The organism is Streptomyces sp. NBC_00158 (assembly GCF_045160885.1).
Taxonomy (GTDB): domain Bacteria; phylum Actinomycetota; class Actinomycetes; order Streptomycetales; family Streptomycetaceae; genus Streptomyces.
In genome coordinates this window covers 4,951,976-4,978,957 of record NZ_CP108161.1, presented here as the reverse complement: position 1 = coordinate 4,978,957, position 26,982 = coordinate 4,951,976, and the positions used below count along the sequence as shown (strand labels likewise).

Sequence of the window (26,982 nt, the reverse complement as noted above, 5' to 3'; positions counted from 1 at the left end):
GTCCACCGCCTGGCGCTGTAATGACATTGTTGAAAATTTCGCGAAACGGGACGTCTCGCGAACGGGCCCCGAAATGGGTCGCGCCCTCCTCCGGCAGTCAGGGAACCGGAGGAGGGCGCAGTCAGGGGGGCTCGGGGAGCCCGGTGGCCCCACAGGGGCCGGGCGGGGCCCCGAAGGGCCCCTGGAGGGCGTCAGCGGCTGTCGGAGCCCTTGGCCTCGGCGGCGGCGCGGCCGGCCTCCAGGCGCGCCACCGGGATCCGGAACGGCGAGCAGGAGACGTAGTCGAGGCCGACCTCGTGGAAGAAGTGCACCGACTCCGGGTCGCCGCCGTGCTCGCCGCAGACGCCGAGCTTGAGGTCGGGGCGGGTGGCCCGGCCCTGCTCGACGGCGGAGCGCACCAGGGAGCCGACGCCGTCCCGGTCGATGGTCTCGAAGGGCGAGACCCCGAAGATGCCCTTCTCCAGGTAGGCCGTGAAGAAGCTGGCCTCGACGTCGTCGCGGGAGAAGCCCCACACCGTCTGGGTCAGGTCGTTCGTGCCGAAGGAGAAGAACTGCGCGGCCTCGGCGATCTGGGCGGCGGTCAGCGCGGCGCGCGGCAGCTCGATCATCGTGCCGATCGAGAGCTTGAGGCTGGTGCCGGTGGCGGCCTCGACCTCGGCGATGATCGCGTCGGCCTCCTCGCGGACGATCTCCAGCTCCTGGACGGTGCCCACCAGCGGGACCATGATCTCGGCGCGCGGGTCGCCCTTGGCGTTCTTGCGCTCGGCGGCGGCCTCGGCGATCGCCCGGACCTGCATGGCGAACAGGCCGGGGATGACCAGGCCGAGGCGGACGCCGCGCAGACCCAGCATCGGGTTCTGCTCGTGCAGCTTGTGCACGGCCTGGAGCAGGCGCAGGTCGTTCTCGTTGGCGTCCTTGCGGGACTCGGCGAGGGCGACGCGCACCGACAGCTCGGTGATGTCGGGCAGGAACTCGTGCAGCGGCGGGTCGAGCAGGCGGACGGTGACGGGCAGGCCGTCCATCGCCTCGAACAGCTCGATGAAGTCCTGCTTCTGCAGCGGCAGGAGGGCACTGAGTGCCTCCTCGCGCTCGCCGTCGGTGTCCGCGAGGATCAGGCGCTCGACCATCTCGCGGCGCTCGCCGAGGAACATGTGCTCGGTGCGGCACAGGCCGATGCCCTGGGCGCCGAAGCGGCGGGCGCGCAGCGCGTCCTCGGCGTTGTCGGCGTTGGCGCGGACACGCAGGCGGCGGACGCGGTCCGCGTACGCCATGATCCGGTGCACGGCGGCGACCAGCTCGTCGGCGTCGTCGGCGCCGGCGTGCATGCGGCCCTCGAAGTACTCGACGACCGGGGACGGCACGACGGGTACCTCGCCGAGGTACACCTTGCCGGTGGAGCCGTCGATGGAGACGACGTCGCCCTCTTCGATGACCGTCTCGCCGACCGTCATCCGGCGGCGCTTGGTGTCGACGTCGAGCTCCTCGGCGCCGCAGACGCAGGTCTTGCCCATGCCGCGGGCCACGACGGCGGCGTGCGAGGTCTTGCCGCCGCGCGAGGTCAGGATGCCCTCGGAGGCGATCATGCCGTCGAGGTCGTCCGGGTTGGTCTCGCGGCGGATCAGGATGACCTTCTCGCCGGAGCGGGACCACTTGACGGCCGTGTACGAGTCGAAGACGGCCTTGCCGACCGCCGCGCCCGGGGAGGCGGCGATGCCGCGGCCCAGCAGGGTGGTCTTCGCGCCCTCGTCGAAGCGCGGGAACATCAGCTGCGCCAGTTGGTGGCCCGTGACGCGCTGGAGGGCCTCGGCCTCGGAGATCAGGCCCTGGTCCACGAGCTGGGTGGCGATGCGGAAGGCGGCGCCGGCGGTGCGCTTGCCGACACGGGTCTGCAGCATCCACAGCTGGCCGCGCTCGATGGTGAACTCGATGTCGCAGAGATCCTTGTAGTGGGTCTCCAGCGTCGTCATGATCGTCATGAGCTGGTCGTACGAGGCCTTGTCGATGGCCTCCAGGTCCGCGAGCGGGACCGTGTTGCGGATGCCCGCGACGACGTCCTCGCCCTGCGCGTTCTGCAGGTAGTCGCCGTAGACGCCGGCGTGGCCGCTGGCGGGGTCGCGGGTGAAGGCGACGCCGGTGCCCGAGTCGGGGCCGAGGTTGCCGAAGACCATCGAGCAGACGTTGACCGCGGTGCCCAGGTCGCTCGGGATGCGCTCCTGGCGGCGGTAGAGCTTGGCGCGGTCGGTGTTCCAGGAGTTGAAGACGGCCTCGACGGCGAGGTCGAGCTGCTCGCGGGCGTCCTGCGGGAACTCCCGGCCGGCCTCCTTGGAGACGATCTTCTTGAAGACCTTGACCAGCTTCTTGAGGTCGGCGGCGTCGAGGTCGGTGTCGACGGTGACCTTCTTGGCGGCCTTGGCGTCGTCGAGGGCGTCCTCGAAGAGCTCGCCCTCGACGCCGAGGACGGTCTTGCCGAACATCTGGATCAGGCGGCGGTACGAGTCCCACGCGAAGCGCTCGTTGTCCGCCTGGGCGGCGAGGCCGACGACGGACTCGTCGGAGAGGCCGATGTTGAGGACCGTGTCCATCATGCCCGGCATGGAGAACTTGGCGCCGGAGCGGACGGAGACCAGCAGCGGGTCGTCCGACTGGCCGAGCTTCTTGCCCATCTTCGCCTCGAGGGCGGCGAGGTGCGCGCTGACCTCGTCGCGGAGCTCGGCCGGGGCCGAACCGCTCTCGAGGTAGACCTTGCAGGCCTCGGTGGTGATGGTGAAGCCGGGAGGGACGGGAAGACCCAGGTTGGTCATCTCGGCGAGGTTGGCCCCCTTGCCGCCGAGAAGGTCCTTGAGGTCCCGGTTGCCCTCGGTGAAGTCGTAGACGAACTTCTGATCTTTGTTTTCCGACACGGGTCTCGACTCCTCGAGGACTCGGGTGGCTGCCCTGACGGCCAGGAACATACCCAGATCGAAGGCTTATCGGTACGTCCACTTGGCGGTCATGAGGCTGTAACCACCCGTGCGCCACCGTATCGAAAGTAACCGATGGGTAATGCGATCGTACGAAGAGCCTTCAGAAGCCGAAGCCCGAGTGGCGGTTTGAGGCTTGATCCCGCTCGGATGAGCGATCATCGATACATTTGCGTTCAACTCTTGAACGAACAAAGGGTGGCACCCAGTGCCACCCTTTGAAAGTCTTACCCGTGACTTACGCGCTCATCTGAGCGAAACCCATCCCATGCGTGGCGTATATCACGCGGCACGGAGGGCGATTTCTCAGCCCCCGGACGTGTCCAGCTCGGCGTCCTCGCTCACACCGGCGCAGTCGTAGGGATCCTTCAGCCAGCCGTCGGGCAGGACAACTCGGTTGTTTCCGGACGTCCTGCCCCGCGGGCCGTCCGCCCCGTCGGGCCAGGGCTGGTCCAGGTCGAGCTCGCTCAGATGAGCGTCCAGCTCGGCCAGGGAGGAGGTGACCGCGAGCTTGCCCCGCATCTCCGAACCGACGGCGAAGCCCTTGAGGTACCAGGCCACGTGCTTACGGAAATCGATCACACCGCGGGCCTCGTCGCCGATCCACTCCCCCAGCAGCTGCGCGTGCCGCAGCATCGTGCCCGCGACCTCCCGCAGGTTCGGCTTGTGGAAGTCCTCGGGACGGCCCTCGAAGGCGGCGACCAGGTCGTTGAACAGCCACGGCCGCCCCAGGCAGCCGCGTCCGACGACCACGCCGTCGCAGCCGGTCTCGCGGACCATGCGCAGCGCGTCCTCGGCGCACCAGATGTCGCCGTTGCCGAGCACCGGGATCTCCGGGACGTGCTCCTTGAGCCGGGCGATGGCCTCCCAGTCGGCGGTGCCGCCGTAGTGCTGGGCGGTGGTGCGGCCGTGCAGGGCGATGGCGGTGACCCCCTCCTCGACGGCGATCCGGCCGGCGTCGAGGTAGGTGAGGTGGTCGTCGTCGATGCCCTTGCGCATCTTCATCGTCACCGGCAGGTCGCCGGCGCCCGCGACGGCCTCGCGCAGGATCGCGCGCAGCAGGTTGCGCTTGTAGGGGAGGGCCGAGCCGCCGCCCTTGCGGGTGACCTTGGGGACCGGGCAGCCGAAGTTGAGGTCGATGTGGTCGGCGCGGTCCTCTTCCACGATCATGCGGACGGCCTTGCCGACGGTCACGGGGTCCACCCCGTACAGCTGAATCGAGCGCGGCTTTTCCGTCGCGTCGAAGTGGATCAGCTGCATGGTCTTGTCGTTGCGCTCGACGAGGGCGCGGGTCGTGATCATCTCGCTCACGAACAGTCCCTTGCCGCCCGAGAACTCGCGGCAGAGCGTACGGAACGGGGCGTTGGTGATGCCGGCCATGGGCGCGAGCACCACGGGGGGCTGCACGGTGTGCGGGCCGATCGCGAGGGGCGGGGGGAGCGTGCTCATCCCTCCATTCTCGCCCACGCGCCGTTCGTTAGTTAGCCGTACTATCGGCGGTATGCATCACACGAGTGTCGTGGATCACATGAGCCGCAGGCGTCGCCTGCTGGTGCTGGCGATCTGCTGCATGAGCCTGCTGATCGTCAGTCTGGACAACACCGTCCTGAACGTGGCCCTGCCGGCGATGCGCCGCGAGTTCCACGCCTCGGTCTCCGGGATGCAGTGGACCATCGACGCCTACACGCTGGTCATCGCCTCGCTGCTGATACTGGCCGGGTCCACGGCGGACCGGATCGGACGCCGCAGGGTGTTCGCGTGGGGGCTGGTGCTCTTCACGGCGGGGTCCGTGCTGTGCTCGCTGGCTCCGAGCCTGGAATGGCTGATCGCCTTCCGGATGCTCCAGGCCGTCGGCGGGGCGATGCTCAACCCGGTCGCCATGTCGATCATCACCAACACCTTCACCGACCCGAAGGAACGCGCCCGCGCCATCGGCGTCTGGGGCGCGGTCGTCGGGATCTCGATGGCCGCCGGGCCGCTGGTCGGGGGGCTGCTGGTGGACTCGGTGGGCTGGCGGTCCATCTTCTGGGTCAACCTCCCCGTGGGGCTGCTCGCCCTGGTGCTGACCCTGCGGCACGTCCCGGAGTCCCGGTCCGAGCGCCCGCGCCGGCCGGACCCGGTGGGCCAGCTGCTGGTGATGGCGCTGCTCGGCGGGGTGACGTACGCGATCATCGAGGCCCCGGCCGAGGGCTGGAGCTCGCCGCCGATCCTCGGGTGCGCGCTGGGCTCGGCGGCCGCGCTGGCCGGGCTCCTGCACTACGAGTCCAGGCGGACGGACCCGCTGATCGACCCCCGCTTCTTCCGCAGCGCCCCCTTCAGCGGGGCGACCGTGATCGCGGTGAGCACCTTCGCCTCGCTCTCCGGCTTCCTCTTCCTGACCACCCTCTACCTCCAGGAGGTGCGGGGGCTGGACGCCCTGGACGCCGGGCTGCACATGCTGCCGATGGCCGCCTTCGCGTTCCTGTGCGCGCCGGTGTCGGGGCGGCTGGTCGCCAGCCACGGGCCGCGGCCGTCGCTGCTGATCTCGGGGGTGGCCATGGGGGCGAGCGGGCTGCTGTTCGCGGCCTTCTCGGCGGAGACCTCCACCCCGTTGATGTTCACCGGGTACGTGCTCTTCGGCATCGGATTCGGTCTGGTCAACGCGCCGATCACCAATACGGCGGTGTCCGGGATGCCGCGCGCCCAGGCGGGGGTGGCGGCCGCGGTGGCCTCCACCAGCCGGCAGACCGGCGGGGCGCTGGGCGTGGCCGTGATCGGGGCGGTGCTGGCGGCGGGCACGGCGGGCGGCGCGGACTTCGTCACGGCGACCCGGCCGGCCTGGTGGATCATCACCGGCTGCGCGTTCCTGGTGCTCGTCCTGGGGGCGGTCACCACCGGCCCGTGGGCGCACGCCACCGCGCTGCGCACGGCGCAGTCCCTCGAACCGTCCGGGGCCGCCGCGCCCTCCGCCCCCTCCGGTCCCCCGCCGGGGCAGGCCTCGGGCCCCGGCCCCGGGTCCCGGATGGACGGCGGGCTGCCCCCGGCTCCGGGCCCGGCACCGGCGGGCTGACCTCCCGCGGCTCGCGCGGCCGTGCGGCCGGACTCCCTGGCGGGGTCCGGCCGCACTCGTATGTCCACACCCTTCCCGGGACGCTCGCTCACACTTACGGATGACAGATATTGAAATCTGTCATCCGTCATGCCATTCTCGTTCCATGACGACGAACGAGAACACCACCACCGCCACCACTTCCACCCCCGCGGCGGCCCCCGCGGCCACCCGCCGGCTGGGCGCCACCGGCCCCGCCGTCTTCTCCCTGGGGCTGGGCTGCATGGGCATGTCCGCCCTCTACGGCGAGGCCGACCGCGCCGAATCCCTCGCGACCGTCCACGCCTACCTGGAGGCCGCCCCGGAGGGAGTGAGCACGCTGCTCGACACCGGCGACTTCTACGGCATGGGCCACAACGAACTGCTGATCAACGAGGCCCTGCGCACGGCGCCGACCGCGGCCCGCGAGCAGGCCCTGACCAGCGTCAAGTTCGGTGCGCTGCGTACCGTCGAGGGCGGCTTCACCGGCTACGACGGCCGGCCCGAGGCCGTGAAGAACTTCCTGGCCTACTCGCTCCAGCGGCTCGGCCGGGACCACATCGACATCTACCGGATCGCCCGCGTGGACCCTGACGTCCCGATCGAGGAGACCATCGGCGCCATCGCCGAGGCCGTCCAGGCCGGGCACGTACGGCACATCGGCCTCTCGGAGGTCGGCGCGGACACGCTGCGCCGGGCCGCGGCGGTCGCCCCGATCTCGGACCTCCAGATCGAGTACTCCCTGATCTCGCGCGGCATCGAGGACGAGATCCTGCCCACCGCCCGCGAGCTCGGCATCGGCGTCACGGCGTACGGGGTACTGTCCCGCGGCCTGATCAGCGGGCACTTCACCCGGGACCGCGCTCTGGCCCCCGGCGACTTCCGCGGGATGAGCCCCCGCTTCCAGGGCGACAACCTGCACCGCAACCTCGACCTGGTCGACGCCCTGCGCAAGGTCGCCGAGGAGAAGGGGGTCAGCGTCGCGCAGACCGCGATCGCCTGGGTGCTCTCCCGGGGCGAGGACATCGTGCCGCTGGTCGGCGCCCGGCGTCCGCACCGCCTGGCCGAGGCACTGGGTGCCATGCGGGTGGAGCTGACCGCCGCCGACCTGGCAGCCATCGAGGAGGCCGTCCCGGCGGGATCGGCCGCCGGCGACCGCTACCCGGCGGCGCAGATGGCCCACCTCGACAGCGAGCACTGAGCTGGCGGTACGGTCGTACCCATGCCCTCCGCTGCCGCCGAGCCCCTGACCCCTGAGCGCATCCTCGAAACCACCGAGGAGGTGCTGCGCCGCTTCGGCCCCACCAAGGCGACCGTCGTTGACGTCGCGCGCGCCCTGGGGGTGAGCCACGGCAGCGTCTACCGGCACTTCCCCTCGAAGGCGGCGCTGCGCGAGGCGGTCACGGACCGGTGGCTCGCCAAGAGCGTGATCATGCTGGAGGAGATCGCCTCGGCCCCCGGGGAGGCCGCCCCCTCCAAGCTCGAAGCCTGGCTGGAGGCCCTCTTCGAGGCCAAGCGCCACAAGGCGGGCGACGATCCCGAACTGTTCGCGACGTACACGGTGCTGCTCGGCGAGAACAGCGGGGTGGTCGACGCGCACCTCGGCGAGCTGATCGACCAGCTGACGCGGATCATCGCCGAAGGGGTCGCGGCCGGCACCCTGGCCGCGCCCGACGTCCCGGCGGCCGCCCGCGCGGTCTTCGACGCCACGGGCCGGTTCCACGACCCGCAGTACGTGGCGGACTGGCTCTCCCCCACGATCCTCACGGAGTTCGAGGCCGTGACGGCGCTGCTCATCCGGGGCCTGCGCCCCTGAACGGACCCCGCCACGGGCCCAGTTGACCGGAATCATTCCCTCCGGACAGCTTGGCGATCATTTTGGGGCATGTCGGCTTGTACATGTCAGTTGTGATTCTTTACGGTCCCCTTACCGCACTCATCAGGTACGTCCAGGGGGACCCCTTGTCCACAGCAGCAGCACAGCCCTCGCCACCGGCACGGTCCGGCGGGGCCGCAGCGATCGGCTTGATCGTGACCATCGTCTTCAACGTGGTCGCGCCGCTCCTGACCTACAACATCCTCGTCGGGGACCACGGCTGGAGCGAGGCCTCGGCGCTGCTGGTCAGCGGCATCTGGCCGGTGCTCGACACCATCATCATGGTGGCCTGGCGGCGCAAGCTCGACGAGTTCGCCGTCATCGCCCTGGTGTTCCTGGTGATCACGGCAGTCGTCTCGCTCGTCGGCGCCCAGTCCGCCCGGGCCCTGCTGGTCAAGGACTCCGCCGTGACCGGGCTGTTCGGGCTGCTGTGCCTGGCCACGCTGCTCGCGCCGCGTCCGCTGATGTTCTACTTCGGCCGGAAGTTCGGCACGGACGGCACCCCCGCGGGCGTGGCCTACTACAACGGCCTGTGGCAGTACGAGGGCTTCCGCGACGCCCAGCGCCGCATGACCCTGGTGTGGGGCGTGGTCTACATCATCGAGGCGCTGGTCCGGATCGCCCTCTCCTACACGCTGGACACCTCCACCATGGTGGCCCTCAGCCCGTTCCTGATCTACGCGACGCTCGGCGGCCTGGCCCTGTGGACGGTCCGCTTCGTCAAGCGCACCAAGGCGGAGGGCGAGAAGCGCGCCGCTGCCGCGGCGGCCGCCGCGGAGGGCTCCGCGGCCTGACGCCCGGAGCGGACGCACGAAGACCGGTGGCCCGGTGCGCGGTACGCGCACCGGGCCACCGGTCTTTCGAGCGGGAACTAGCAGCCGAGCAGACGGCTGCCGAGGTAGCTCTGGATCTGGTCCAGGGAGACGCGCTCCTGCTTCATGGTGTCGCGCTCGCGCACGGTCACCGCGTTGTCGTCGAGGGTGTCGAAGTCGACGGTGACGCAGAACGGCGTACCGATCTCGTCCTGACGGCGGTAGCGGCGGCCGATGGCGCCCGCGTCGTCGAACTCGATGTTCCAGTTCTTGCGCAGGTCGGCGGCGAGGCCCTTGGCCTTCGGCGACAGGTTCGCGTTGCGCGACAGCGGGAGGACGGCGACCTTGACCGGCGCGAGGCGCGGGTCGAAGCGCATGACCGTGCGCTTCTCCATGGCGCCCTTGGCGTTGGGGGCCTCGTCCTCGACGTACGCGTCGAGCATGAAGGCGAGCATGGCGCGGTTGACGCCGGCCGCCGGCTCGATGACGAACGGCGTGTAGCGCTCGCCCGCCTCCTGGTCGAAGTAGTGCAGGTCCGTGCCGGAGGCCGCGGAGTGCGCCTTCAGGTCGTAGTCGGTGCGGTTGGCCACGCCCTCCAGCTCGGAGAACTCGCTGCCGCCGAAGTTGAAGCGGTACTCGATGTCAGCGGTGCGCTTCGAGTAGTGGGACAGCTTCTCGGCGGGGTGCTCGTACCAGCGCATGTTCTCCTCGCGCATGCCGAGGCCGCGGTACCAGTTCCACCGCTCCCCCATCCAGTACTCCTGCCACTCCTCGTCCTCGCCCGGCTTGACGAAGAACTCCATCTCCATCTGCTCGAACTCGCGGGTGCGGAAGATGAAGTTGCCGGGCGTGATCTCGTTGCGGAAGGACTTGCCCATCTGCGCGATGCCGAACGGGGGCTTCTTGCGCGACGAGGTCTGCACCATGGCGAAGTTGGTGAAGATGCCCTGGGCGGTCTCGGGGCGCAGGTACGCCTTGGAGCCGGTGTCCTGGGTCGGGCCGAGGTGGGTCTCCAGCATGCCGGAGAACTGCTTCGGCTCGGTGAACTGGCCCTTCACACCACAGTTGGGGCAGTTGATGTCGGCCAGGCCGTTCTCGGGGAGGCGGCCGTGCTTGGCCTCGTACGCCTCTTCCAGGTGGTCGGCGCGCTGGCGCTTGTGACAGGAGGTGCACTCGGTCAGCGGGTCGGAGAACGTGGCGACGTGGCCGGAGGCCACCCAGACCTCGGGGGCCAGGATCACGGAGGAGTCGAGGCCGACGACGTCCTCACGCCCGGTGACCATGGCCTTCCACCACTGGCGCTTGATGTTCTCCTTGAGCTCGACACCGAGCGGGCCGTAGTCCCAGGCAGCCCTGGAGCCGCCGTAGATGTCACTGCACGGGTAAACGAAGCCACGGCGCTTGCTCAGGCTGACGATGGTTTCGATCTTGTCGGCGGCCACGGTGCTCTCTTCATTACGAGGACGAACGCGAATGCCTCAGGTTACCGGCGCCCGCACCCCCCCTTTCAAATCGGGTATGCCCTTCCGCGGCCCCGGCCACCCCTCCCACCAGGGTTTTTGACAACGGTTTCCATCTTTGATGAAAATGGATGTCATGAACGTACGACGCCTGATACCCGCCACCGCCCTCACCGCCGCCGTCGCCCTGGGCGCGACGGCCCTCACCGCCTGCTCCGGCACGGCCGGCGCGGCGGGCACGGCGGACGGAAAGCTGCACGTCACGGCGTCGTTCTACCCCCTCCAGTTCCTCGCCGAGCAGATAGGCGGGGACCACGTGAAGGTCGACACCCTGACCAAGCCGGGCGTCGAACCGCACGACCTGGAGATCACCCCGAAGCAGACCGGGCAGCTCTCCGAGTCGGACGTGGTCCTCTACCTCAAGTCGCTCCAGCCCGCCGTGGACAAGGCCATCGCCCAGTCCGGCGTGAAGAACATCGTGGACGCGGCCACCCTCACCAAGCTGGAGGCGCACGGCACCTCCGGCGAGGAGGACCACGACCACGCCGCCGAGGGCCACGACCATGCCGCCGAGGGCCACGGCCACTCCCACGGCGAGGGAGGCGAGGACCCGCACGTCTGGCTCGACCCCGCCAAGTACGCGGAGATCGCCAAGGGGTTCGGCGCCGCCCTGGAGAAGGCCGACCCCGGCCACGCGGCGGACTACAAGAAGAACACCGACGACCTGGTCGCCGAACTGGGCGCGCTGGACACCGAGTTCAAGGACGGCCTGAAGAACACGGCGTCCAGGACCTTCATCACCACCCACTCCGCCTTCGGCTACCTCGCCGAGCGCTACGGCCTCGACCAGGAGGGCATCTCCGGCGTCGACCCCGAGTCCGAGCCGAGCCCGGCGCGGATGAAGGAACTCCAGGCCGTCGCGAAGAAGGACAATGTGACGACCGTGTTCTTCGAGACCCTGGCCAGCGACAAGACCGCCAGGACCCTCGCACAGGACACGGGCCTGCGGACCGACGTCCTCGACCCGCTCGAGGGCATCACCGACAAGTCGCAGGGCGCCGACTACTTCGAGGTCATGCGGTCCAACCTGAAGAACCTCCAGAAGGCACTCGGAACCAAGTGATGACAGCAGCAACGGAGGCGCGAGCCATGCAGTCAACGCCCCTGCCGGCGGAAGACGACCAGACCGTCATATCCCTGCGCGGGGCCACGGCCTCGCTCGGCTCGCGCCCCGTGCTGCGCGGGGTCGACCTCACCGTCCGCCGCGGCGAGGTCGTCGCCCTCCTCGGCGCCAACGGCTCCGGCAAGTCCACGGCGGTCCGCGCCGTGGTCGGCCAGGTCCCCCTCACCGACGGCGCCCTGACCCTCTTCGGCACCGACTTCAAGCGCTTCCGCCAGTGGTCGCGCATCGGGTACGTCCCCCAGCGCACCACCGCCGCCAGCGGCGTCCCCGCCACCGTCCGGGAGGTCGTCTCCTCCGGCCGCCTCGCCCGCTCCCGCTTCGGGATCCTGCGCAAGGCCGACAAGGCCGCCGTCGAGCGGGCCCTGGCCCTGGTCGACATGGACGGCTACGCCGACGCCTCGGTCAACGCCCTCTCCGGCGGCCAGCACCAGCGCGTGCTGATCGCCCGGGCCCTCGCCGTCGAACCCGAACTGCTGATCATGGACGAGCCGATGGCCGGCGTGGACCTCGCCAACCAGGAGGTCCTCGCGAGCGCCCTGCGCGAGCAGGTCGCCGCCGGGACCACCGTCCTCCTCGTCCTGCACGAGCTGGGCCCGCTGGAGCCCCTGATCGGCCGCGCCGTCGTCCTGCGCGACGGCTGCGTCGTCCACGACGGCCCGCCCCCGGAGGCCGTCGGGCAGCACGCCCTCCCCGGCCACGACCACGTACACCCCCACGCGGCGCACGACGCCGAGCCCCTGCGGACGGGACTGCTGAGCTGATGGACCTCCTGCACTACGCCTTCATGCAGCGCGCGCTGATCGCCGCCGCGCTGGTCGGCATCACCGCGCCCGCGATCGGCACGTACCTCGTCCAGCGGCGCCAGGCCGTCATGGGCGACGGCATCGGCCACGTCGCCATGACCGGCGTCGCCCTCGGCTTCCTGCTCAACACCAGCCCGGTCTGGATGGCCACCCTGGTCGCCGTCGCCGGCGCGGTCGGCATGGAGCTGATCCGCTCCCGGGGCAAGACCAGCGGCGACATCGCCCTCGCCATGCTCTTCTACGGCGGCCTGGCCGGCGGCGTCATGATCATCAACCTGGCGCCGGGCGGCTCCACCGCCAACCTCAGCAGCTACCTCTTCGGCTCGATCACCACCGTCTCGGCCGAGGACATCACCGCCGTGGTGGTCCTGGCCGCGTTCGTCGTCGCCGTCACCCTCGGCCTGCGCCGCCAGCTCTTCGCGATCAGCCAGGACGAGGAGTTCGCCCGCGTGACCGGCCTGCCGGTGCGCGCGCTGAACCTGCTGATGGCCGTCACCGCCGCCGTCACCGTCACCGTGGCCATGCGCATCGTCGGCCTGCTGCTGGTCAGCGCCATGATGGTGATCCCCGTCGCCGCCGCCCAGCGGGTCACCCGCGGCTTCGCCGCGACCCTGTCGCTGGCGATGGCGATCGGCGTGGTGGTCTCCCTGAGCGGCACCGCCGCCACCTACTACATCGACGCGCCGTCCGGCGCCACGATCGTGCTGCTCGCGATCGCGGTCTTCGTCGTCACGACGGCCCTGTCCACTCCCATGGCCAGGCGCCGCGCCAAGGCCACCCGCGCCGCCCAGGAGGTCTGCGTCCAGGACGACGTGAAGGTCTAGGGGCCGCGCGGCCGCCTGGCACAATGGCGGCAGGCCGAAACGAGGAGGAACCGGTGGCGACTGCGCCTGGCGAGACGGGTACCGCGCCAGTACGAGGGCGATCCACCCGGCAGCGGGCAGCCGTGGCGGCGGCGCTGGACGAGGTGGACGAGTTCCGCAGCGCCCAGGAGCTGCACGACATGCTCAAGCACCGCGGCGACTCCGTGGGCCTGACCACCGTGTACCGGACCCTGCAGTCCCTCGCGGACGCCGGCGAGGTCGACGTGCTGCGCACCAGCGACGGCGAGTCCGTGTACCGGCGCTGCTCCACCGGCGAGCACCACCACCACCTGGTCTGCCGCAAGTGCGGCAAGGCCGTCGAGGTGGAGGGTCCGGCCGTGGAGAAGTGGGCGGAGTCGATCGCGGCGGAGCACGGCTTCGTGAACGTGGCGCACACCGTGGAGATCTTCGGCACCTGCGCGGACTGCGCGGCCGCCGGCTAGTCCAGGGCTGTCCGGCCTGATCCGAAAGGCACGGTCTAGCCCAGCCGGGTCAGATTCCGGTCGAAGAACGATCGGATCCGGTCGAGGTCCCCGGGGGTCGCGGCGCGCTTCGGCAGCCAGCCCAGGTCCCCGTTGGAGAACACGAGGACGAACAGGCTCCGGGTCTCGGCCCAGCCCCTGTACTTGTCCCACTTGTAGGCCACCGCCGTCCCGTCGGGGCGGTGGTTCTGCGTGCCCAGCCCGGTGACCACGAACCTGTACTCGGGGTGCTCCGCGGCCCAGCGGTGCATCCGGCGCGCCCGGCGCACCATGTCCAGCCAGAGCCAGACGGCGGCCGGGACCAGGCCCACACCGCCCGCGAGGGCCAGGCCGGCGGGGTCCACCGCACTGCCGTGCTGCGCCGTGATCAGCGCGATCGGCACCGCCGGGATCCCCACCAGCCACAGCAGCAGTTCCCCGCGGCCCGCGGGCGTCCGCAGGGCGCGCCACCGCAGCACCGCCCACGCGTCGTGGCGGGCGGCGCGGTAGCGCAGCTCCACCGCCTGGTCAGCCATGTCCATGACGGCGGAGCCTAGCGGAGGCCTCAGCTCCCGGAGCCCTCCGGCTGGTTCGGGAGGGCGCCGCCGAAGCGGCGGTCGCGCTGCGCGTACTCCAGGCAGGCGTCCCAGAGGTTGCGGCGGTCGAAGTCCGGCCACAGCACGTCCTGGAAGACCATCTCGGCGTACGCGCTCTGCCAGATCAGGTAGTTGGAGGTGCGCTGCTCGCCGCTGGGGCGCAGGAACAGGTCCACGTCCGGCATGTCCGGGTAGTAGATGTACTTGGCGAAGGTCTTCTCGTTGACCTTCGACGGGTCCAGCTTGCCGGCGGCGACGTCGCGGGCGATCGCCTGCGCCGCGTCCGCGATCTCGGCGCGGCCGCCGTAGTTGACGCAGAAGTACAGGGTCATGGCGTCGTTGTCGACGGTCTGCTCCTGCGCGATCTGGAGCTCCTGGACGACGGACTTCCACATCTTGGGCATGCGGCCGACCCAGCGGATCCGGATGCCGAGCTCGTTCATCTCGTCGCGGCGGCGCCGGATGACGTCGCGGTTGAAGTTCATGAGGAAGCGGACCTCGTCGGGCGTGCGCTTCCAGTTCTCCGTCGAGAAGGCGTAGAGGGAGAGGTTCTTGACGCCCATCTCCAGGCAGCCCTTGAGCACGTCGAGGACGACGCCCTCGCCGACCTTGTGGCCCTCGGTGCGCGGCAGGCCGCGCTCCTTGGCCCAGCGGCCGTTGCCGTCCATGACGACGGCGACGTGGTTCGGGACCAGCTCGCCGGGGATCTTCGGCGGGCGTGCTCCGGACGGGTGCGGCTCGGGAACCTTGTACTCGCGGCGAGAGCGTCCCAGAATCCCGCGTCGTGCCATGTGCCCAGCTCCTATTTCTCGACGTATCGGAGGGAGCGTAGCCCGCGCTCCAGATGCCAGTGCAAATAGGCCGAGACCAGCCCGCTGCCCTCCCGCGCGTGGCGGGGCTCGCAGGCGTCCGCGTGCTTCCAGTCGCCCGTCAGCAGGGCGCTGAGCAGGGCGACGGCCTCCGACGAGGGTACGACGGAGCCGGGCACCCGGCAGTCCCCGCATATGACCCCGCCGGCGGCGACGGAGAAGTGCCGGTTGGGGCCGTGGATCCCGCACTTCGCGCAGTCCTCGAAGCTGGGGGCGTAGCCGTTGACGGCGAGGGAGCGCAGCAGGAAGGCGTCGAGGATCAGGTGCGGTTCGTGCTCGCCGCGCGAGAGCGTGCGCAGGGCTCCGACCAGCAGCAGGTACTGCTGCACGGCGGGCTCGCCCTCGTTCTCGGTGAAGCGCTCGGCGGTCTCCAGCATGGCCGTGCCGGCGGTGTAGCGGGCGTAGTCGGTGGCGATGCCGTTGCCGTAGGGGGCGATGATCTCGGTCTGGGTGCACAACGGCAGGCTGCGGCCGATCAGCTCGCTGCCGCGGGCGAAGAACTGCACGTCGGCGTGGGAGAAAGGTTCCAGCCCGGCGCCGAACTTGGACTTGGTGCGCCGTACGCCGCGGGCGACGGCCCGGACGCGGCCGTGGCCGCGGGTGAGGAGCGTGATGATGCGGTCCGCCTCACCCAGCTTCTGGGTGCGCAGCACGATGCCGTCGTCGCGGAACAGACTCATGGCCCCATTGTCCCCCGGGCGCGGACAGCGCTGACCCCCGCCCGGACCGTGTCCGGGCGGGGGTCGGCACCCCTTGGGAGGATCAGGAGGCGGGCGCACCCGCGTCGTCGGCCTTCTCGGCCGTCTTCTCCGGGGCCGCGGCCTTCTCCGCGCCGGCCGGGGCCGCCACGGGCTGGGCGGGCAGCGTGGCCTGGGCCTCGGCCGCGGCCGGGGCCTCGGCCGCGGCCGGGGCGGCCGGGGCGTGGACGGCGGTCTGGGCGTCGTCCTTGGCCAGGCCGTTGAAGATCAGGTTGAGGACGATGGCGGCCGTGGCACCGAGGGTGACACCGCTGTTGAGGAGCGAGGACAGGTCCGGGTCCATGTGCTTGGAGAAGAGGACCGGGACGGTGGCCGGGAGCAGGGCGAAGGCGAGGGAGACGCCGACGACCAGCGCGTTCTTCTCCTCCTTGAGGTCCACCTTGGCCAGGGTCTGGATACCGGCCAGGGCGACCATGGCGAACATGACGGTGGCTGCGCCGCCGAGGACGCCGTGCGGGACGGCGGCGACGATCGCGGCGGCCTTGGGCAGCAGACCGAGGATGATCATGAAGACACCCGCGGCGACGACCACGAAGCGGCTCTTGACCTTGGTCATCCGCACCAGGCCGACGTTCTCGGCGAAGGCGACGTACGGGAAGGAGTTCAGGATGCCGCCGAGGGCGGTCGCGGCACCGTCGGCGCGCAGGGCGCGGGCCACGGTCTCGCTGTCGACCTCCTTGCCGACGATGTCGCCGACCGCGTAGGTGTCGCCGGTGGTCTCGACCATGGTGATCAGCATGACGATCAGCATCAGGACGATCGGGAACCACTCGAACTTCGGGACGCCGAAGTGGAAGGGGGTGCTGACGCCGATCCAGCCGGCGTTGCCGACGTCGCCGAACTTCGCGTCCCCGAGGACGAAGGCGACGGCGGTGCCGACGACCAGGCCGAGGAGGATGGCGATGCTGGAGAGGAACGGCTTGCCGAGCTTCATCAGGACGAGGATGAAGAGCATCGTGCCGCCGGCGTAGGCGAAGTTCTCGGGGTCGCCGAAGTCCGGGGTGCCGAGGCCGCCGGCCGCGTCGTTGAGGCCGACCGGGATCAGGACGATGCCGAGCACCGTGATCACGGTGCCGGTGACCACCGGCGGGAAGAGCCGCATGACCGCCCGGAACGCGTTGGCGGGCAGCCAGGCGAAGGCGAAGGTGGCGATACCGGCGGTGATGACCGCGCCGTAGATGACCAGCAGCGCGGCGGTGCCGCCGCCGGCGCCGAGGCCGATGGCGATCATCGGGGACACGGCGGTGAAGGTGACGCCCTGGATGAGCGGCAGCCTGGCGCCGATCCTGCCGATGCCGAAGGCCTGGATGATCGAGGCGATACCGCAGGTGAAGAGGTCCGCGTTGATCAGGTAGACCAGCTGTTCAGGGCTCAGCTTGAGTGCGCTGCCCACGATGATCGGGACGATCACCGCGCCGGCGTAGAAGGCGAGTACGTGCTGGAAGCCGTACAGCGCGAGCTTGGGGAGGGGGAGCACCTCGTCGACCGGGTGCGTGCTCTGCTCTCCGCTTGCGGAAAGCCGGGCGGCGACACGTGCCATCTCTGCCTTGCCCTTCAAGGTAGGTAACTGAGAGGAATCTGGTTGTCCCTGGACGGAGTGGGTCGCTAACCCGTTGATCCGCCGGGGTCGTCAGGGGGAACACGCGAATCTCGTCGTCGTGTGACCGGAATTGAACGCCTGTGGAAGTGCTCACAGATATCGTCGACTTCGACAAAGTGTTGACGTTTCGGGACGTTCGATCTGGAGGTTCCTCCAGTGGCGGACACCCGCCCGCAGGAGTATGGGACGGAGGCTCCCGATCGCCCCGCTCCTGCTGCACACCTGCGAAGTTCCCAGTCCTGACAGGCGATTACCGGGTTCGCAAGTATTCGGTCACGCAAATCAGAGGGCCTAATTCCGGCCGTCCGGAATGCGGAATTCTTGTACGGAAGTAGGGAATCCACCTCTTCCTCGGAACAAACTACCGGCCAGTTCGCGCCCGTGAGGCCGGATCGTTACCTCCCGGAACTCCGCATCCCGGAATTCCACCCCGGAACGCGGCCGGGCCCGGCGGAAAACCCGCCGGGCCCGGACCCTCGTACGCGCTCCGCTACGGGGCTCTGACCGCCGAGAGCAGCCCGGCCACCTCGTCCGCGCCCATCCGCAGCGCCGCGCCGACGGTGGCCAGCACCTCGCGCTCGGCGGGGATGTAGGGCCCGTCCGCGAGCGCGATGCGGGCGCCCTGGAGCAGGATCGACTCGCGTCCCGGCCCCGCCAGGTGCGGGGCGAGCGGCTCCAGCGCCTCGTGGAGCTCGATCGACAGCGCGGCCCCGCAGCACTCGGGCCCGTCGTACAGCCCGAGCCGGCCCTCGTCGGTGGCGAGCGCCTCCACGAGGGACTCCAGCTGCTCCTCGGTGCAGTCCTGGAACCCGGCGGCCCGTACGGCCGACACGGCGGCCTCCAGCGCGCTGCGCGAGGCGGTCCCGCCCGCCGCGAGCACGGCCAGCGCCACGGTGTGCTGGGCGTCGCGCAGCAGGGCCGAGAAGCGGGTGGTGGTCAGGTGGTCCAGCACCTCGGTGTCGAAGCGCTGCCGGCAGCCCTGGCACTCGACGACCGGCCCGGCCTGGCCGCGCGGCAGCAGCGGCACGCCGAGCACGGTGAAGCGCCGACGCCCGGTGCGCCTGCGGTAGTTGCGGTCACCGCCGCAGCCGGGGCAGAAGAACTCCCCGTCTCCCACGGTGCTCCAGGTGGTGCGGATGCCCCAGACGGTCAGCTTCCGGCCGTCCCCACCCCGAACTGGCAGCACGTCGCACCTCCATAACCTTCCGGCGGCACCGCCGGGTTGGCGTGATGTTAGCCACATCGGTGAGGCTGCGTCAGTCGTGCGACAAGACAACATCCCCCGATGCCTGGAGTTGGCCGAAGTGCGCCCCCGCCGCCGTCCCGCTTTCCCTACCCTCTGCGGCATGAACGAGAAGTCCTGCCTGGTGACCGGAGCCGCGAGCGGCATCGGCCGGGCCACGGCCCTGCTGCTGGCCCGATCCGGGGCCCGGGTGACCGCGTCCGACGTCAACGGCCCCGGCCTGGAGTCCCTGCGCGCGCTGCTCGCCGGGGAAGGCCACGGGATCACGACCGTGACCGGTGACGTGTCCGATCCCGAGGCCAACCACGCGATGGTCGCGGCCGCCGTCGCCGCGTACGGGCGGCTCGACGTCGCCGTGGCGAACGCCGGGGTGCTCCCCCTTTCGGACGTGCGCGAGACCACCCCGCAGGACTGGGACCACGTCATGGCCGTCGACGGCCGCGGCATGTTCCTGACCTGCAAGTACGCCATCGAGGCGATGACCGCTCAGCGGCCCGCGGGAGGGGCGCTGGTCTGCGTGTCCTCGATCTCGGGGGTGGCCGGACAGGCCCGCCAGGCCGCCTACGGGCCGGCGAAGTTCGTGGCCTCGGGGCTGACCAAGCACCTGGCGGTGGAGTGGGCCGCGCACGGGATCCGCGTCAACGCGGTGGCCCCCGGAACCATCCGCACGGAGCGGGTACTGGCGCTGGACGACGAGCCGGGCGGCCCGGAGTACCTCGCGGAGGTCAGGGCGGCCCACCCGATGGGCCGGCTGGGCGAGCCGGAGGAGGTGGCCCGCGTCATCGCCTTCCTGGCCTCCGACGCGGCCTCCTTCGTGACCGGCGTGGTCCTGCCGGTGGACGGCGGCTACCTGGCCCGCTGAGCGGCCCCGGGAACGCCGCTGCCCCGCCCCTCCGGCGGGAGGGGCGGGGCAGCGTACGGGTGAACTAGCGGCCCGCGCGGTTGACGGCGGAGATGACCGCCTTCAGGGAGGCGCGGGTGGTGTTGGCGTCGATGCCGATGCCCCACAGGACGCGGCCGTCGATCGCGCACTCGATGTACGAGGCGGCCACGGCGGAGGCGCCCTCGCTCATGGTGTGCTCGGTGTAGTCCAGCAGGCGGGCGTCGACGCCGATGCCGGCCAGCGCGTCGAAGAAGGCCGAGATCGGACCGTTGCCGGTGCCGTTCAGGATCGTCTCCACGCCGTCCACGACCGCCTCGACGGTCAGCGTGTCGGTGCCGTCCTTGTCGGTGGCGGTGGAGCCGGAGCGCAGCTGGATGCGGCCCCACGGGTTCTCGGGGTTGGGCAGGTACTCGTCCGAGAAGACGTCCCAGATCGCCTTCGGCGTGACCTCGCCGCCCTCGGCGTCGGTCTTGGCCTGGATGATCCGCGAGAACTCGATCTGCATGCGGCGCGGCAGGTCCAGCTTGTGGTCGTTCTTCAGGACGTACGCGATGCCGCCCTTGCCGGACTGCGAGTTGACCCGGATGACCGCCTCGTAGGAGCGGCCGACGTCCTTCGGGTCGATGGGCAGGTACGGGACCGCCCACTCGATGTCGTCGACGGTCTTGCCCTGAGCGGCCGCGTCGGCCTCCATGGCGTCGAAGCCCTTCTTGATGGCGTCCTGGTGGGAGCCGGAGAAGGCGGTGTAGACCAGGTCGCCCGCGTAGGGGTGGCGCGGGTGGACCTCCATCTGGTTGCAGTACTCGCTGGTGCGGCGGATCTCGTCGATCTGGGAGAAGTCGATCTGCGGGTCGATGCCCTGCGAGAACAGGTTCATGCCCAGCGTGATCAGGTCGACGTTGCCGGTGCGCTCGCCCTGCCCGAACAGGCAGCCCTCGATGCGGTCGGCGCCTGCCATCAGCGCCAGCTCGGCGGCGGCGACGGCGGTGCCGCGGTCGTTGTGCGGGTGCACGGAGATGCAGACGGACTCGCGGCGGGTCAGGTTGCGGGCCATCCACTCGAAGCGGTCCGCGTGGGTGGACGGCGTCGAGCGCTCCACGGTGGCGGGCAGGTTCAGGATGATCTCGCGGCCCTCGCCCGGCTGCCACACGTCACAGACGGCCTCGCAGACCTCCAGGGCGAAGTCCAGCTCGGTGTCGGTGAAGATCTCCGGGCTGTACTGGTAGCCGAAGGTGGTCTCGGGGCCCAGCAGCTTCTCGGCGTACTCCATGACCAGGCGGGTGCCGTCGACGGCGATCTGCTTGATCTGCTCCTTGGAGCCGCGGAAGACGACCCGGCGGAAGGTCGGGGCGGTCGCGTTGTACAGGTGCACGGTGGCGCGCTTGGCGCCGATCAGCGACTCGACCGTCCGCTCGATCAGGTCCTCGCGGGCCTGGGTCAGTACGGAGATGGTGACGTCGTCCGGGATCGCGCCCTCTTCGATGATGGAGCGCACGAAGGCGAAGTCGGTCTCGCCGGAGGAGGGGAAGCCGACCTCGATCTCCTTGTAGCCCATGCGCACCAGCAGGTCGAACATCTCGCGCTTGCGGGCGGGGGTCATCGGGTCGATCAGCGACTGGTTGCCGTCGCGCAGGTCGGTGGAGAGCCAGCGGGGAGCCTTGGTGACGCGGGCGTCCGGCCAGGTGCGGTCCGGGATGTCCACCTGCTCGTACTGGCCGTACTTGTGGATCGGCATCCCGGAGGGCTTCTGGGTGTGGGTCGCGTTCGTGATGGGCGTGGGGCGACCGACAAAAGTGTGCTGGCTCATGGCGTTGGGCTCCTCGCGTGTCCGCGTGTAGTTCGCTGAACGGCCGACGGCGGTCGTAAAAACCGCAACACCAAACTCCGCGGGGAGGGGGCCGGCCTACGACTACAGACCCTCGCCGCGGCAGCTAAGGAGAAGCAGCCCGAAACGCATGATGGGCCGAGCCTAACCGAGCCGCGCCGTATCGCGAGGACCTGTTTCAGTATGCAAGACCCGGGTGCCCGATTTACACCCTTTGTGAGCTATGGCTCTTTCCATGCGTCCAGGTCAGGGTGATCCGTCAACACGGCGCGTCAGGTTTGAGACAACCGAATGAATCATGGTCGCCGGTAGTGACAGCGTCATGACCCACTGCCACATTGCCGTGCATGGATGCCTCCCTTTCCCCTGTCCACACCCCCCACCACCCCGTCTTCTGCACCGTCGTGCCGCCGCACCTGCTCCGCAAGGCGGCCCAGTCCGCGGACAGCACGCGGGCCGACGCCGCCCTGCGCACCCTCGAACACGACAGCGGCCTGCGCGAGCGGCGGCAGGTCAACGCCCTCAGGGGAATCGCCCCGTCCCTCGCCGACGCGCCCGCCGAGGGACCCGCCCGCACGATCTACGACGCCCAGCACCGCACCCGGCTGCCCGGGAAGAAGGTCCGGGCGGAGGGCTCCGAACCGGCCAAGGACGCCACCGTCAACCGCGCCTACGCCGGGCTCGGCGCGACCTACGAGCTCTTCCTCAAGGCCTTCGGACGGCACTCCATCGACGGCTCCGGGCTGCCGCTGGACGCGACCGTCCACTACGGCCAGGAGTACAACAACGCCTTCTGGGACGGCCGGCAGATGGTCTTCGGCGACGGCGACGGGGACCTGTTCCTCGACTTCACCGTCTCGGTGGACGTCATCGGGCACGAGCTGGCCCACGGCGTCACCCAGTACACCGCCAACCTCGACTACCACGGCCAGTCCGGAGCCCTCAACGAGTCCATGTCGGACGTGTTCGGCTCGCTCATCAAGCAGTACTCCCTGGACCAGACCGCCGACCGGGCGGACTGGCTGATCGGCGCCGGGCTGCTGGGGCCGAACGTCACCGGGGTCGCCCTGCGCTCCATGAAGGCGCCCGGCACCGCGTACGACGACGACGAGCTCGGCAAGGACCCGCAGCCCGCGACCATGGACGACTACGTCGTGACCACCCGTGACAACGGCGGCGTCCACATCAATTCCGGGATCCCCAACCACGCCTTCTACATCGCAGCCACCGAACTGGGCGGCAAGGCCTGGGAGCGGGCCGGGCGGATCTGGTACGACACGCTGACCGGCGGGCAGCTGGGCGAGAAGGCCTCCTTCAAGGACTTCGCCCGGCTGTCGACGGCTGCGGCCGTCACCCGGTACGGCGAGGGCGGCGCCGAGCACCAGGCCCTCCAGAAGGCCTGGTCGGCCGTCGGCCTGGCCTAGGCCGTCCCGCTCCGGTAGAAGGGGCACCATGCGGATCGAAGTGGTGCGGACGGGCGGCTTCGCGGGGATCGAGCGCCGGGCCGAGGTGGACACCTCGGGCCGGCACGACGAGGAGGAATGGCAGGCGCTGGCCCTGCTGGCGCTGCGCCCGGACCCCCGGGCCGACCTGGGCCCGGGCGGGGTGCGGGACGGGTTCTCGTACCGGATCACGGTGGACGGCCGGACGGTCTCCTGCCAGGACCCGCACCTGTCGGACGCGCAGCGCAGCCTGGTCTCCCGGGTGCTCAAGGAAGGTGCGTAGGCGGGCCCGGAAAGGAGGTGCTCCGGTCGTGGCGGTCCTGCTTGGATGGCGGGATGACTGAAACGATCTTGGCCGCCCTGGAGCGCTACTACGACGCCGTCCCCCGCCGGGGCGGTGCGCGGGGCGAGGACTTCGGACCGCTGACCCTGTTCGTGCAGGAGGGGCAGGGCTGGCAGTACTACGCGCGGCCCGCGCTCGGCGGCGCCGACGCGACCGCCGCCGACGTGCTCAAGGTGCTGGAGAGGCAGCGGGAGCTGGAGGTACCGGAGTCCTTCGAATGGGTGGCCGAAACCACCCCCTCGCTGCGGGCCGCGGTGGAGGCCGCCGGGCTGCACGTCCACGCCCACCCGCTGATGGCACTGGACGCCGGTGCCGAGCCGGTGGCGCCGCATCCCGAGGTCCGGCTGCTCGGCGCCGACGACCCGCTGCTGCGGGCCGCCGTGACCGTACCGGCGCTGGCCTTCGGCGAGCCGGGCACGGCCCTGGGCACGGCCGGCCCGGCGGAGCTGGCGGCGGCCGTGGCGGACCCGGGGTCCGAGGAGCGCCGGGCCCGCGTCTCGACGATGCTCGCGGACGGCCGCACCACGATGGCCGCCGCCGTGCGCGACGGGCTCGTGCTGTGCTCCGGCCAGTACAACCCGGTCGGCGACGTCGCCGAGATCGTCGGCGTCGGCACCCTGCCCACCGCCCGCCGCCAGGGGCTGGCACTCGGTGTGACGGCGGCCCTGGTCGCCGAGGCCCGCGCCCGGGGCGCCCGTACGGTCTTCCTGTCGGCCGGGGACGAGGACGTGGCCCGGATCTACGCCCGCGCCGGGTTCCGGCGGGTGGGCACGGCCCTGATCGCGGAGCCCGCGGCGGGCTGATCCGACGGGAGGGTTTGCCGGTTCGGCAACGGAAGTTGCCCGGCCGGTGGCCGCGGCGCAGCATCGGCCGTACCGGCAGACCCCCAGCAGGAAGAGGCCCCGCATGTCCCGGCACCAGCACCACCAGCACCAGGAGCAGCACCCCGACGGCGCGAGCGCGGACTGGTGGGACGCCCGCTACCGCGAGAGCGACCGCATCTGGAGCGGCAGGGCCAACGAGGTCCTGGTCCGCGAGGCCTCCGGCCTCACCCCCGGCCGCGCCCTCGACCTCGGCTGCGGCGAGGGCGCCGACGCCGTGTGGCTGGCCCGGCAGGGCTGGCGGGTCACCGGGACCGACATCTCCGGGGTGGCCCTCGCGCGGGCGGCCGGGCACGCCGCCGATGCGGGGCTCGGGGACCGCGTCGACTGGCAGCGGCACGACCTGGCCGAGTCCTTCCCCGACGGGGAGTTCGACCTGGTCTCCGCGTGCTTCCTGCACTCGTACGGGGACTTCCCGCGCGAGCGGATCCTGCGCACGGCGGCGGCCGCCGTGGCCCCCGGCGGGATCCTGCTCGTCGCCGGCCACGCGGGCGGGCCGTCCTGGGACCCGGGCGCGCACGCCGACGTCCACTTCCCTACCCCGGACGAGGTGCTGGCGGAGCTGGGGCTGCCGGAGGGCGCCTGGGAGGTACTGCTGGCGGCCGAGCACGAGCAGACCCTGACGGCCCCCGACGGCCGACCGGGGACCCGCAAGGACAACGCCCTGAAGCTCCGCCGCGTGGCCTAGCGGCGGCCGGCCGGGACTAGAAGCCGAGCTTGCGGAGCTGCTTCGGGTCCCGCTGCCAGTCCTTGGCGACCTTCACGTGCAGGTCGAGGAAGACCGGCGTGCCCAGCAGCGCCTCGATGTGCTTGCGGGACTTCATGCCGACCTCCTTCAGGCGCGAGCCCTTCGGGCCGATGATGATGCCCTTCTGGCTGGGGCGCTCGATGTAGACGTTGGCGTGGATGTCCAGCAGCGGCCGGTCCGCGGGCCGGTTCTCGCGCGGGATCATCTCCTCGACCACGACGGCGATGGAGTGCGGCAGCTCGTCGCGCACGCCCTCCAGCGCGGCCTCGCGGATCAGCTCCGCGACCATCACCATCTCGGGCTCGTCGGTGAGGTCGCCCTCCGGGTACAGCGGGGGGCTCTCGGGCAGCAGCGGCGCGATCAGGTCGGCCAGCAGCTGCACCTGGCTGTCGCCCACCGCCGAGACGGGGACGATCTCGGCCCACTCGAAGCCCAGCTCCTCGGCGAGCTGGTGGACGGCGATGAGCTGCTCGCCCACCAGCTTGGAGTCGACCAGGTCGGTCTTGGTGATGATGGCGATCTTGGGGGTCTTCTTGATCCCCGCCAGCTCCTTGGCGATGAACTTGTCGCCGGGGCCGAGCTTCTGGTCGGCGGGCAGGCAGAAGCCGATGACGTCGACCTCGGCCCAGGTGGTGCGCACGACGTCGTTGAGGCGCTCGCCGAGCAGGGTGCGCGGCTTGTGCAGACCCGGGGTGTCGACCAGCACCAGCTGCGCGTCGGGGCGGTGCACGATGCCGCGGACGGTGTGGCGGGTGGTCTGCGGCCGGTTGGAGGTGATCGCGACCTTGGTGCCCACCAGCGCGTTGGTCAGGGTCGACTTGCCCGCGTTGGGGCGGCCGACGAAGCAGGCGAAGCCCGCGCGGTGCGGGGCGGTGGGCTCGGGGGAACGATCGCTCATACGGGCCATTCTCCCCGATGCGGCCCCCCGCGCCGACCAGGCTCCCGCCGGAGCCTTCGAAGCCGGCCGTCCCGGAGGGTTTCTCTCCCCGCCCCGCCCTTCGCCCGTTCCCCGGGGCTGGCGCCCCGGACCCCCTGGGGGCTCCGCCCCCAGACCCCCGCGCCTCAAACGCCGGCGGGGCTATAGATAGCCCCGCCGGCGTTTGAGGCGACGGGCGCGAAGCGCCCGTACCGGGGTCAGGGGCGGAGCCCCTGGGAACGGGCGAAGGGCGGGTAGGGGACCTCGCCCCGCGCAGCGGACACCCACCGGCACCAGCCACGCAAACCGGCCCCGCCTGGCGGGCCGGCGGACGGAGTCCGGCGCAGCGGCGCGAAGCCCGGGAGGCCCGCCAGGGCCGAGCGGCGCGAGCGGCGCGTCAAAGAGGGGCACGCGTCAGGAAGGAACCAGCGTCAAGGTCAGGACGGCTCGGTACGCGCCCGGTGGGGTGTACGCCGGGAGGGTGAGGGTGAGCGCGGCGTCGACGGTGGCGGTGCCACCCCCGCCGGTGGCCAGGACCGCCCCGTCCGGCCCCGCCGCCCCGCCGGCACCCGGCGTGCAGCCGCCCCGGCAGGACGCGGTCCAGGACGGCACCGCCCCGGGCGCGTCAGGTGCGTCGGCCGCGTCCCGGCCCGTGAACCCGGTGAGCTTCGCCGTCAGCTTCCACCCCCCGCCCCCGACTCGGGTGTCCTTGACCGTGACCGTGCCGATCCGCCCGGGGGCCGCGCCGCCGCCCCCGTACGCGACCGTCCCCAGGGTCACGGCCGCCCCCGCCTGGGTCATCGTCAGCGCGCCCGGATCGGGGGCGGAGACCGCGTACGGTGCCGGGCCCGCGCCGCGTGGCGCCGTCCAGGACGGGCCCTCGTACGCCACCACGCCCGTCGTGGCCCGGTCCGCGACGGGCAGCTCCACGCCGAGCGCCCCGTACCGGTCCGCGGTGGCCCGCACCCGGTCGGCGGTCCGGGCGGTGCCCGCGCGGCCCTCCACGGTCACGGCCGCACCCGGGGTGAAGCCGACGGCGGTGACCCTGACCCGGGCGCCCGGCCTGCCTCCGGCCGCGCCGAGGGTGACGTGGCGCAGGTTCATCAGAGGTGGCGGCGGGGCAGCGGTGGCGGTGGGCCCGCACGCACCCGCCCCGTCCGCCCCGTCCGCCCCGTCCGCCACGGCCCCGGCGGAGGAGGCCGACGACGCGCACGGCCCCGGCCGCGGCTCCTCGTCGGCCGCCGCCGGTGTGCCCAGCGCGGCCGCAGCGAGCACCGCCGCACCGGCGACCGCCGGCCATCGCCTGCTCCTGCCCCCGCCGCGCGCCCGTGTCCGCACCTGCCCGCCCCCTCCCCCCGACAGGGGGCCATTCACGAGCGGGCGGCGGAAGAAG

Annotated in this window: 24 protein-coding genes; 13 read left to right on the top strand and 11 right to left on the bottom strand. The window is 71.2% G+C overall.

The window, feature by feature from the left end; translation table 11 throughout:
* Positions 1-191 precede the first annotated feature (191 nt).
* Together ppdK and dusB are read right to left on the bottom strand one after the other, a co-directional pair.
* A complete protein-coding gene (gene ppdK / locus OG553_RS22880; protein ID WP_405980769.1) occupies positions 192-2,900 on the bottom strand; it encodes a pyruvate, phosphate dikinase in 2,709 nt (902 codons plus the stop codon).
* A 366-nt stretch (positions 2,901-3,266) separates the two neighbouring features.
* A complete protein-coding gene (gene dusB, locus OG553_RS22875; RefSeq protein ID WP_405980768.1) occupies positions 3,267-4,409 on the bottom strand; it encodes a tRNA dihydrouridine synthase DusB in 1,143 nt (380 codons plus the stop codon).
* Between the two features lie 79 nt (positions 4,410-4,488).
* On the opposite strand from dusB, the gene OG553_RS22870 reads away from it, so the two are divergent.
* From OG553_RS22870 to OG553_RS22855, 4 genes are all read left to right on the top strand, one after another.
* Positions 4,489-6,009, top strand: coding sequence for an MFS transporter (locus OG553_RS22870; protein WP_405980767.1), 1,521 nt, complete (start codon positions 4,489-4,491; stop codon positions 6,007-6,009).
* Between the two features lie 145 nt (positions 6,010-6,154).
* Complete coding sequence (locus tag OG553_RS22865; protein WP_405980766.1) at positions 6,155-7,228, top strand: aldo/keto reductase; 1,074 nt, start codon at positions 6,155-6,157, stop codon at positions 7,226-7,228.
* 21 nt (positions 7,229-7,249) lie between these two features.
* Entirely contained in the window at positions 7,250-7,843 is a 594-nt protein-coding gene (locus tag OG553_RS22860; protein ID WP_405980765.1) for a TetR family transcriptional regulator, read from the top strand.
* A 215-nt stretch (positions 7,844-8,058) separates the two neighbouring features.
* Entirely contained in the window at positions 8,059-8,697 is a 639-nt protein-coding gene (locus OG553_RS22855; RefSeq protein ID WP_405980764.1) for a VC0807 family protein, read from the top strand.
* A gap of 77 nt (positions 8,698-8,774) precedes the next feature.
* Here OG553_RS22855 and OG553_RS22850 read toward each other — a convergent pair whose 3' ends face one another.
* Positions 8,775-10,157 carry a glycine--tRNA ligase gene (locus OG553_RS22850; RefSeq protein WP_405980763.1) on the bottom strand — a complete coding sequence of 461 codons (1,383 nt, stop codon included), beginning with the start codon at positions 10,155-10,157 and terminating at the stop codon, positions 8,775-8,777.
* 154 nt (positions 10,158-10,311) lie between these two features.
* Here OG553_RS22850 and OG553_RS22845 point away from each other — a divergent pair, with 154 nt between their 5' ends.
* The 4 genes from OG553_RS22845 to OG553_RS22830 are packed head-to-tail and all read left to right on the top strand — an operon-like array spanning position 10,312 to position 13,467.
* Positions 10,312-11,298 carry a metal ABC transporter substrate-binding protein gene (locus OG553_RS22845; RefSeq protein ID WP_405980762.1) on the top strand — a complete coding sequence of 329 codons (987 nt, stop codon included), beginning with the start codon at positions 10,312-10,314 and terminating at the stop codon, positions 11,296-11,298.
* Between the two features lie 26 nt (positions 11,299-11,324).
* The gene (locus tag OG553_RS22840; protein ID WP_405980761.1) at positions 11,325-12,119 is read left to right on the top strand and encodes a metal ABC transporter ATP-binding protein; all 795 of its coding nucleotides are present in this window, start codon (positions 11,325-11,327) and stop codon (positions 12,117-12,119) included.
* Positions 12,119-12,985 carry a metal ABC transporter permease gene (locus OG553_RS22835; RefSeq protein ID WP_405980760.1) on the top strand — a complete coding sequence of 289 codons (867 nt, stop codon included), beginning with the start codon at positions 12,119-12,121 and terminating at the stop codon, positions 12,983-12,985. Before OG553_RS22840 ends, OG553_RS22835 begins: the two co-directional genes overlap by 1 nt.
* 53 nt (positions 12,986-13,038) lie before the next feature.
* Entirely contained in the window at positions 13,039-13,467 is a 429-nt protein-coding gene (locus tag OG553_RS22830; RefSeq protein ID WP_405980759.1) for a Fur family transcriptional regulator, read from the top strand.
* Positions 13,468-13,502: 35 nt separating this feature from the next.
* Here the strand turns inward: OG553_RS22830 and OG553_RS22825 are convergent, their stop codons facing one another.
* The 5 genes from OG553_RS22825 to OG553_RS22805 form a co-directional block, all read right to left on the bottom strand.
* Positions 13,503-14,027, bottom strand: coding sequence for a YcxB family protein (locus OG553_RS22825; RefSeq protein ID WP_405980758.1), 525 nt, complete (start codon positions 14,025-14,027; stop codon positions 13,503-13,505).
* A 23-nt stretch (positions 14,028-14,050) separates the two neighbouring features.
* Positions 14,051-14,872, bottom strand: coding sequence for an isoprenyl transferase (locus tag OG553_RS22820; RefSeq protein WP_405980757.1), 822 nt, complete (start codon positions 14,870-14,872; stop codon positions 14,051-14,053).
* Between the two features lie 11 nt (positions 14,873-14,883).
* A complete protein-coding gene (gene recO / locus OG553_RS22815; protein WP_405980756.1) occupies positions 14,884-15,630 on the bottom strand; it encodes a DNA repair protein RecO in 747 nt (248 codons plus the stop codon).
* 82 nt (positions 15,631-15,712) lie between these two features.
* The gene (locus OG553_RS22810) at positions 15,713-17,248 is read right to left on the bottom strand and encodes a nucleobase:cation symporter-2 family protein (RefSeq protein WP_405980755.1); all 1,536 of its coding nucleotides are present in this window, start codon (positions 17,246-17,248) and stop codon (positions 15,713-15,715) included.
* 550 nt (positions 17,249-17,798) lie between these two features.
* Positions 17,799-18,494 carry a TerB family tellurite resistance protein gene (locus OG553_RS22805; protein ID WP_405980754.1) on the bottom strand — a complete coding sequence of 232 codons (696 nt, stop codon included), beginning with the start codon at positions 18,492-18,494 and terminating at the stop codon, positions 17,799-17,801.
* A gap of 160 nt (positions 18,495-18,654) precedes the next feature.
* On the opposite strand from OG553_RS22805, the gene OG553_RS22800 reads away from it, so the two are divergent.
* Complete coding sequence (locus tag OG553_RS22800) at positions 18,655-19,413, top strand: SDR family NAD(P)-dependent oxidoreductase (RefSeq protein WP_007263977.1); 759 nt, start codon at positions 18,655-18,657, stop codon at positions 19,411-19,413.
* Positions 19,414-19,477: 64 nt separating this feature from the next.
* Here the strand turns inward: OG553_RS22800 and leuA are convergent, their stop codons facing one another.
* Entirely contained in the window at positions 19,478-21,241 is a 1,764-nt protein-coding gene (gene leuA, locus OG553_RS22795) for a 2-isopropylmalate synthase (protein WP_405980753.1), read from the bottom strand.
* Between the two features lie 365 nt (positions 21,242-21,606).
* Here leuA and OG553_RS22790 point away from each other — a divergent pair, with 365 nt between their 5' ends.
* The 4 genes from OG553_RS22790 (at position 21,607) to OG553_RS22775 (ending at position 24,613) form a co-directional block, all read left to right on the top strand.
* Complete coding sequence (locus tag OG553_RS22790) at positions 21,607-22,683, top strand: M4 family metallopeptidase (RefSeq protein ID WP_405980752.1); 1,077 nt, start codon at positions 21,607-21,609, stop codon at positions 22,681-22,683.
* Between the two features lie 28 nt (positions 22,684-22,711).
* The gene (locus OG553_RS22785; RefSeq protein WP_405980751.1) at positions 22,712-22,984 is read left to right on the top strand and encodes a protealysin inhibitor emfourin; all 273 of its coding nucleotides are present in this window, start codon (positions 22,712-22,714) and stop codon (positions 22,982-22,984) included.
* Positions 22,985-23,037: 53 nt separating this feature from the next.
* On the top strand, positions 23,038-23,847 hold the full coding sequence (locus tag OG553_RS22780; protein WP_405980750.1) for a GNAT family N-acetyltransferase: 810 nt from the start codon (positions 23,038-23,040) through the stop codon (positions 23,845-23,847).
* Positions 23,848-23,950: 103 nt separating this feature from the next.
* A complete protein-coding gene (locus tag OG553_RS22775) occupies positions 23,951-24,613 on the top strand; it encodes a class I SAM-dependent methyltransferase (RefSeq protein WP_405980749.1) in 663 nt (220 codons plus the stop codon).
* A gap of 16 nt (positions 24,614-24,629) precedes the next feature.
* On the opposite strand, the gene era is transcribed toward OG553_RS22775, so the two are convergent.
* Positions 24,630-25,580 (bottom strand): GTPase Era, encoded by a 951-nt coding sequence (era, locus tag OG553_RS22770; protein WP_405980748.1) that lies wholly within the window; start codon positions 25,578-25,580, stop codon positions 24,630-24,632.
* A 423-nt stretch (positions 25,581-26,003) separates the two neighbouring features.
* Positions 26,004-26,864 carry a hypothetical protein gene (locus OG553_RS22765; protein WP_405980747.1) on the bottom strand — a complete coding sequence of 287 codons (861 nt, stop codon included), beginning with the start codon at positions 26,862-26,864 and terminating at the stop codon, positions 26,004-26,006.
* Between the last annotated feature and the right edge of the window lie 118 nt (positions 26,865-26,982).

What these genes read in the sequence shown, in the direction of transcription:
- OG553_RS22775 (WP_405980749.1), top strand. Translation starts at nt 23,951, where the DNA reads ATGTCCCGGCACCAGCACCACCAGCACCAGGAGCAGCACCCCGACGGC.
- era (WP_405980748.1), bottom strand. Translation starts at nt 25,580, where the DNA reads ATGGCCCGTATGAGCGATCGTTCCCCCGAGCCCACCGCCCCGCACCGC.
- OG553_RS22845 (WP_405980762.1), top strand. Translation starts at nt 10,312, where the DNA reads ATGAACGTACGACGCCTGATACCCGCCACCGCCCTCACCGCCGCCGTC.
- OG553_RS22835 (WP_405980760.1), top strand. Translation starts at nt 12,119, where the DNA reads ATGGACCTCCTGCACTACGCCTTCATGCAGCGCGCGCTGATCGCCGCC.
- OG553_RS22820 (WP_405980757.1), bottom strand. Translation starts at nt 14,872, where the DNA reads ATGGCACGACGCGGGATTCTGGGACGCTCTCGCCGCGAGTACAAGGTT.
- leuA (WP_405980753.1), bottom strand. Translation starts at nt 21,241, where the DNA reads ATGAGCCAGCACACTTTTGTCGGTCGCCCCACGCCCATCACGAACGCG.
- dusB (WP_405980768.1), bottom strand. Translation starts at nt 4,409, where the DNA reads ATGAGCACGCTCCCCCCGCCCCTCGCGATCGGCCCGCACACCGTGCAG.
- OG553_RS22810 (WP_405980755.1), bottom strand. Translation starts at nt 17,248, where the DNA reads ATGGCACGTGTCGCCGCCCGGCTTTCCGCAAGCGGAGAGCAGAGCACG.
- recO (WP_405980756.1), bottom strand. Translation starts at nt 15,630, where the DNA reads ATGAGTCTGTTCCGCGACGACGGCATCGTGCTGCGCACCCAGAAGCTG.
- OG553_RS22865 (WP_405980766.1), top strand. Translation starts at nt 6,155, where the DNA reads ATGACGACGAACGAGAACACCACCACCGCCACCACTTCCACCCCCGCG.
- OG553_RS22825 (WP_405980758.1), bottom strand. Translation starts at nt 14,027, where the DNA reads ATGGACATGGCTGACCAGGCGGTGGAGCTGCGCTACCGCGCCGCCCGC.
- OG553_RS22780 (WP_405980750.1), top strand. Translation starts at nt 23,038, where the DNA reads ATGACTGAAACGATCTTGGCCGCCCTGGAGCGCTACTACGACGCCGTC.
- OG553_RS22870 (WP_405980767.1), top strand. Translation starts at nt 4,489, where the DNA reads ATGAGCCGCAGGCGTCGCCTGCTGGTGCTGGCGATCTGCTGCATGAGC.
- OG553_RS22840 (WP_405980761.1), top strand. Translation starts at nt 11,325, where the DNA reads ATGCAGTCAACGCCCCTGCCGGCGGAAGACGACCAGACCGTCATATCC.
- OG553_RS22785 (WP_405980751.1), top strand. Translation starts at nt 22,712, where the DNA reads ATGCGGATCGAAGTGGTGCGGACGGGCGGCTTCGCGGGGATCGAGCGC.
- OG553_RS22800 (WP_007263977.1), top strand. Translation starts at nt 18,655, where the DNA reads ATGAACGAGAAGTCCTGCCTGGTGACCGGAGCCGCGAGCGGCATCGGC.
- OG553_RS22790 (WP_405980752.1), top strand. Translation starts at nt 21,607, where the DNA reads ATGGATGCCTCCCTTTCCCCTGTCCACACCCCCCACCACCCCGTCTTC.
- OG553_RS22860 (WP_405980765.1), top strand. Translation starts at nt 7,250, where the DNA reads ATGCCCTCCGCTGCCGCCGAGCCCCTGACCCCTGAGCGCATCCTCGAA.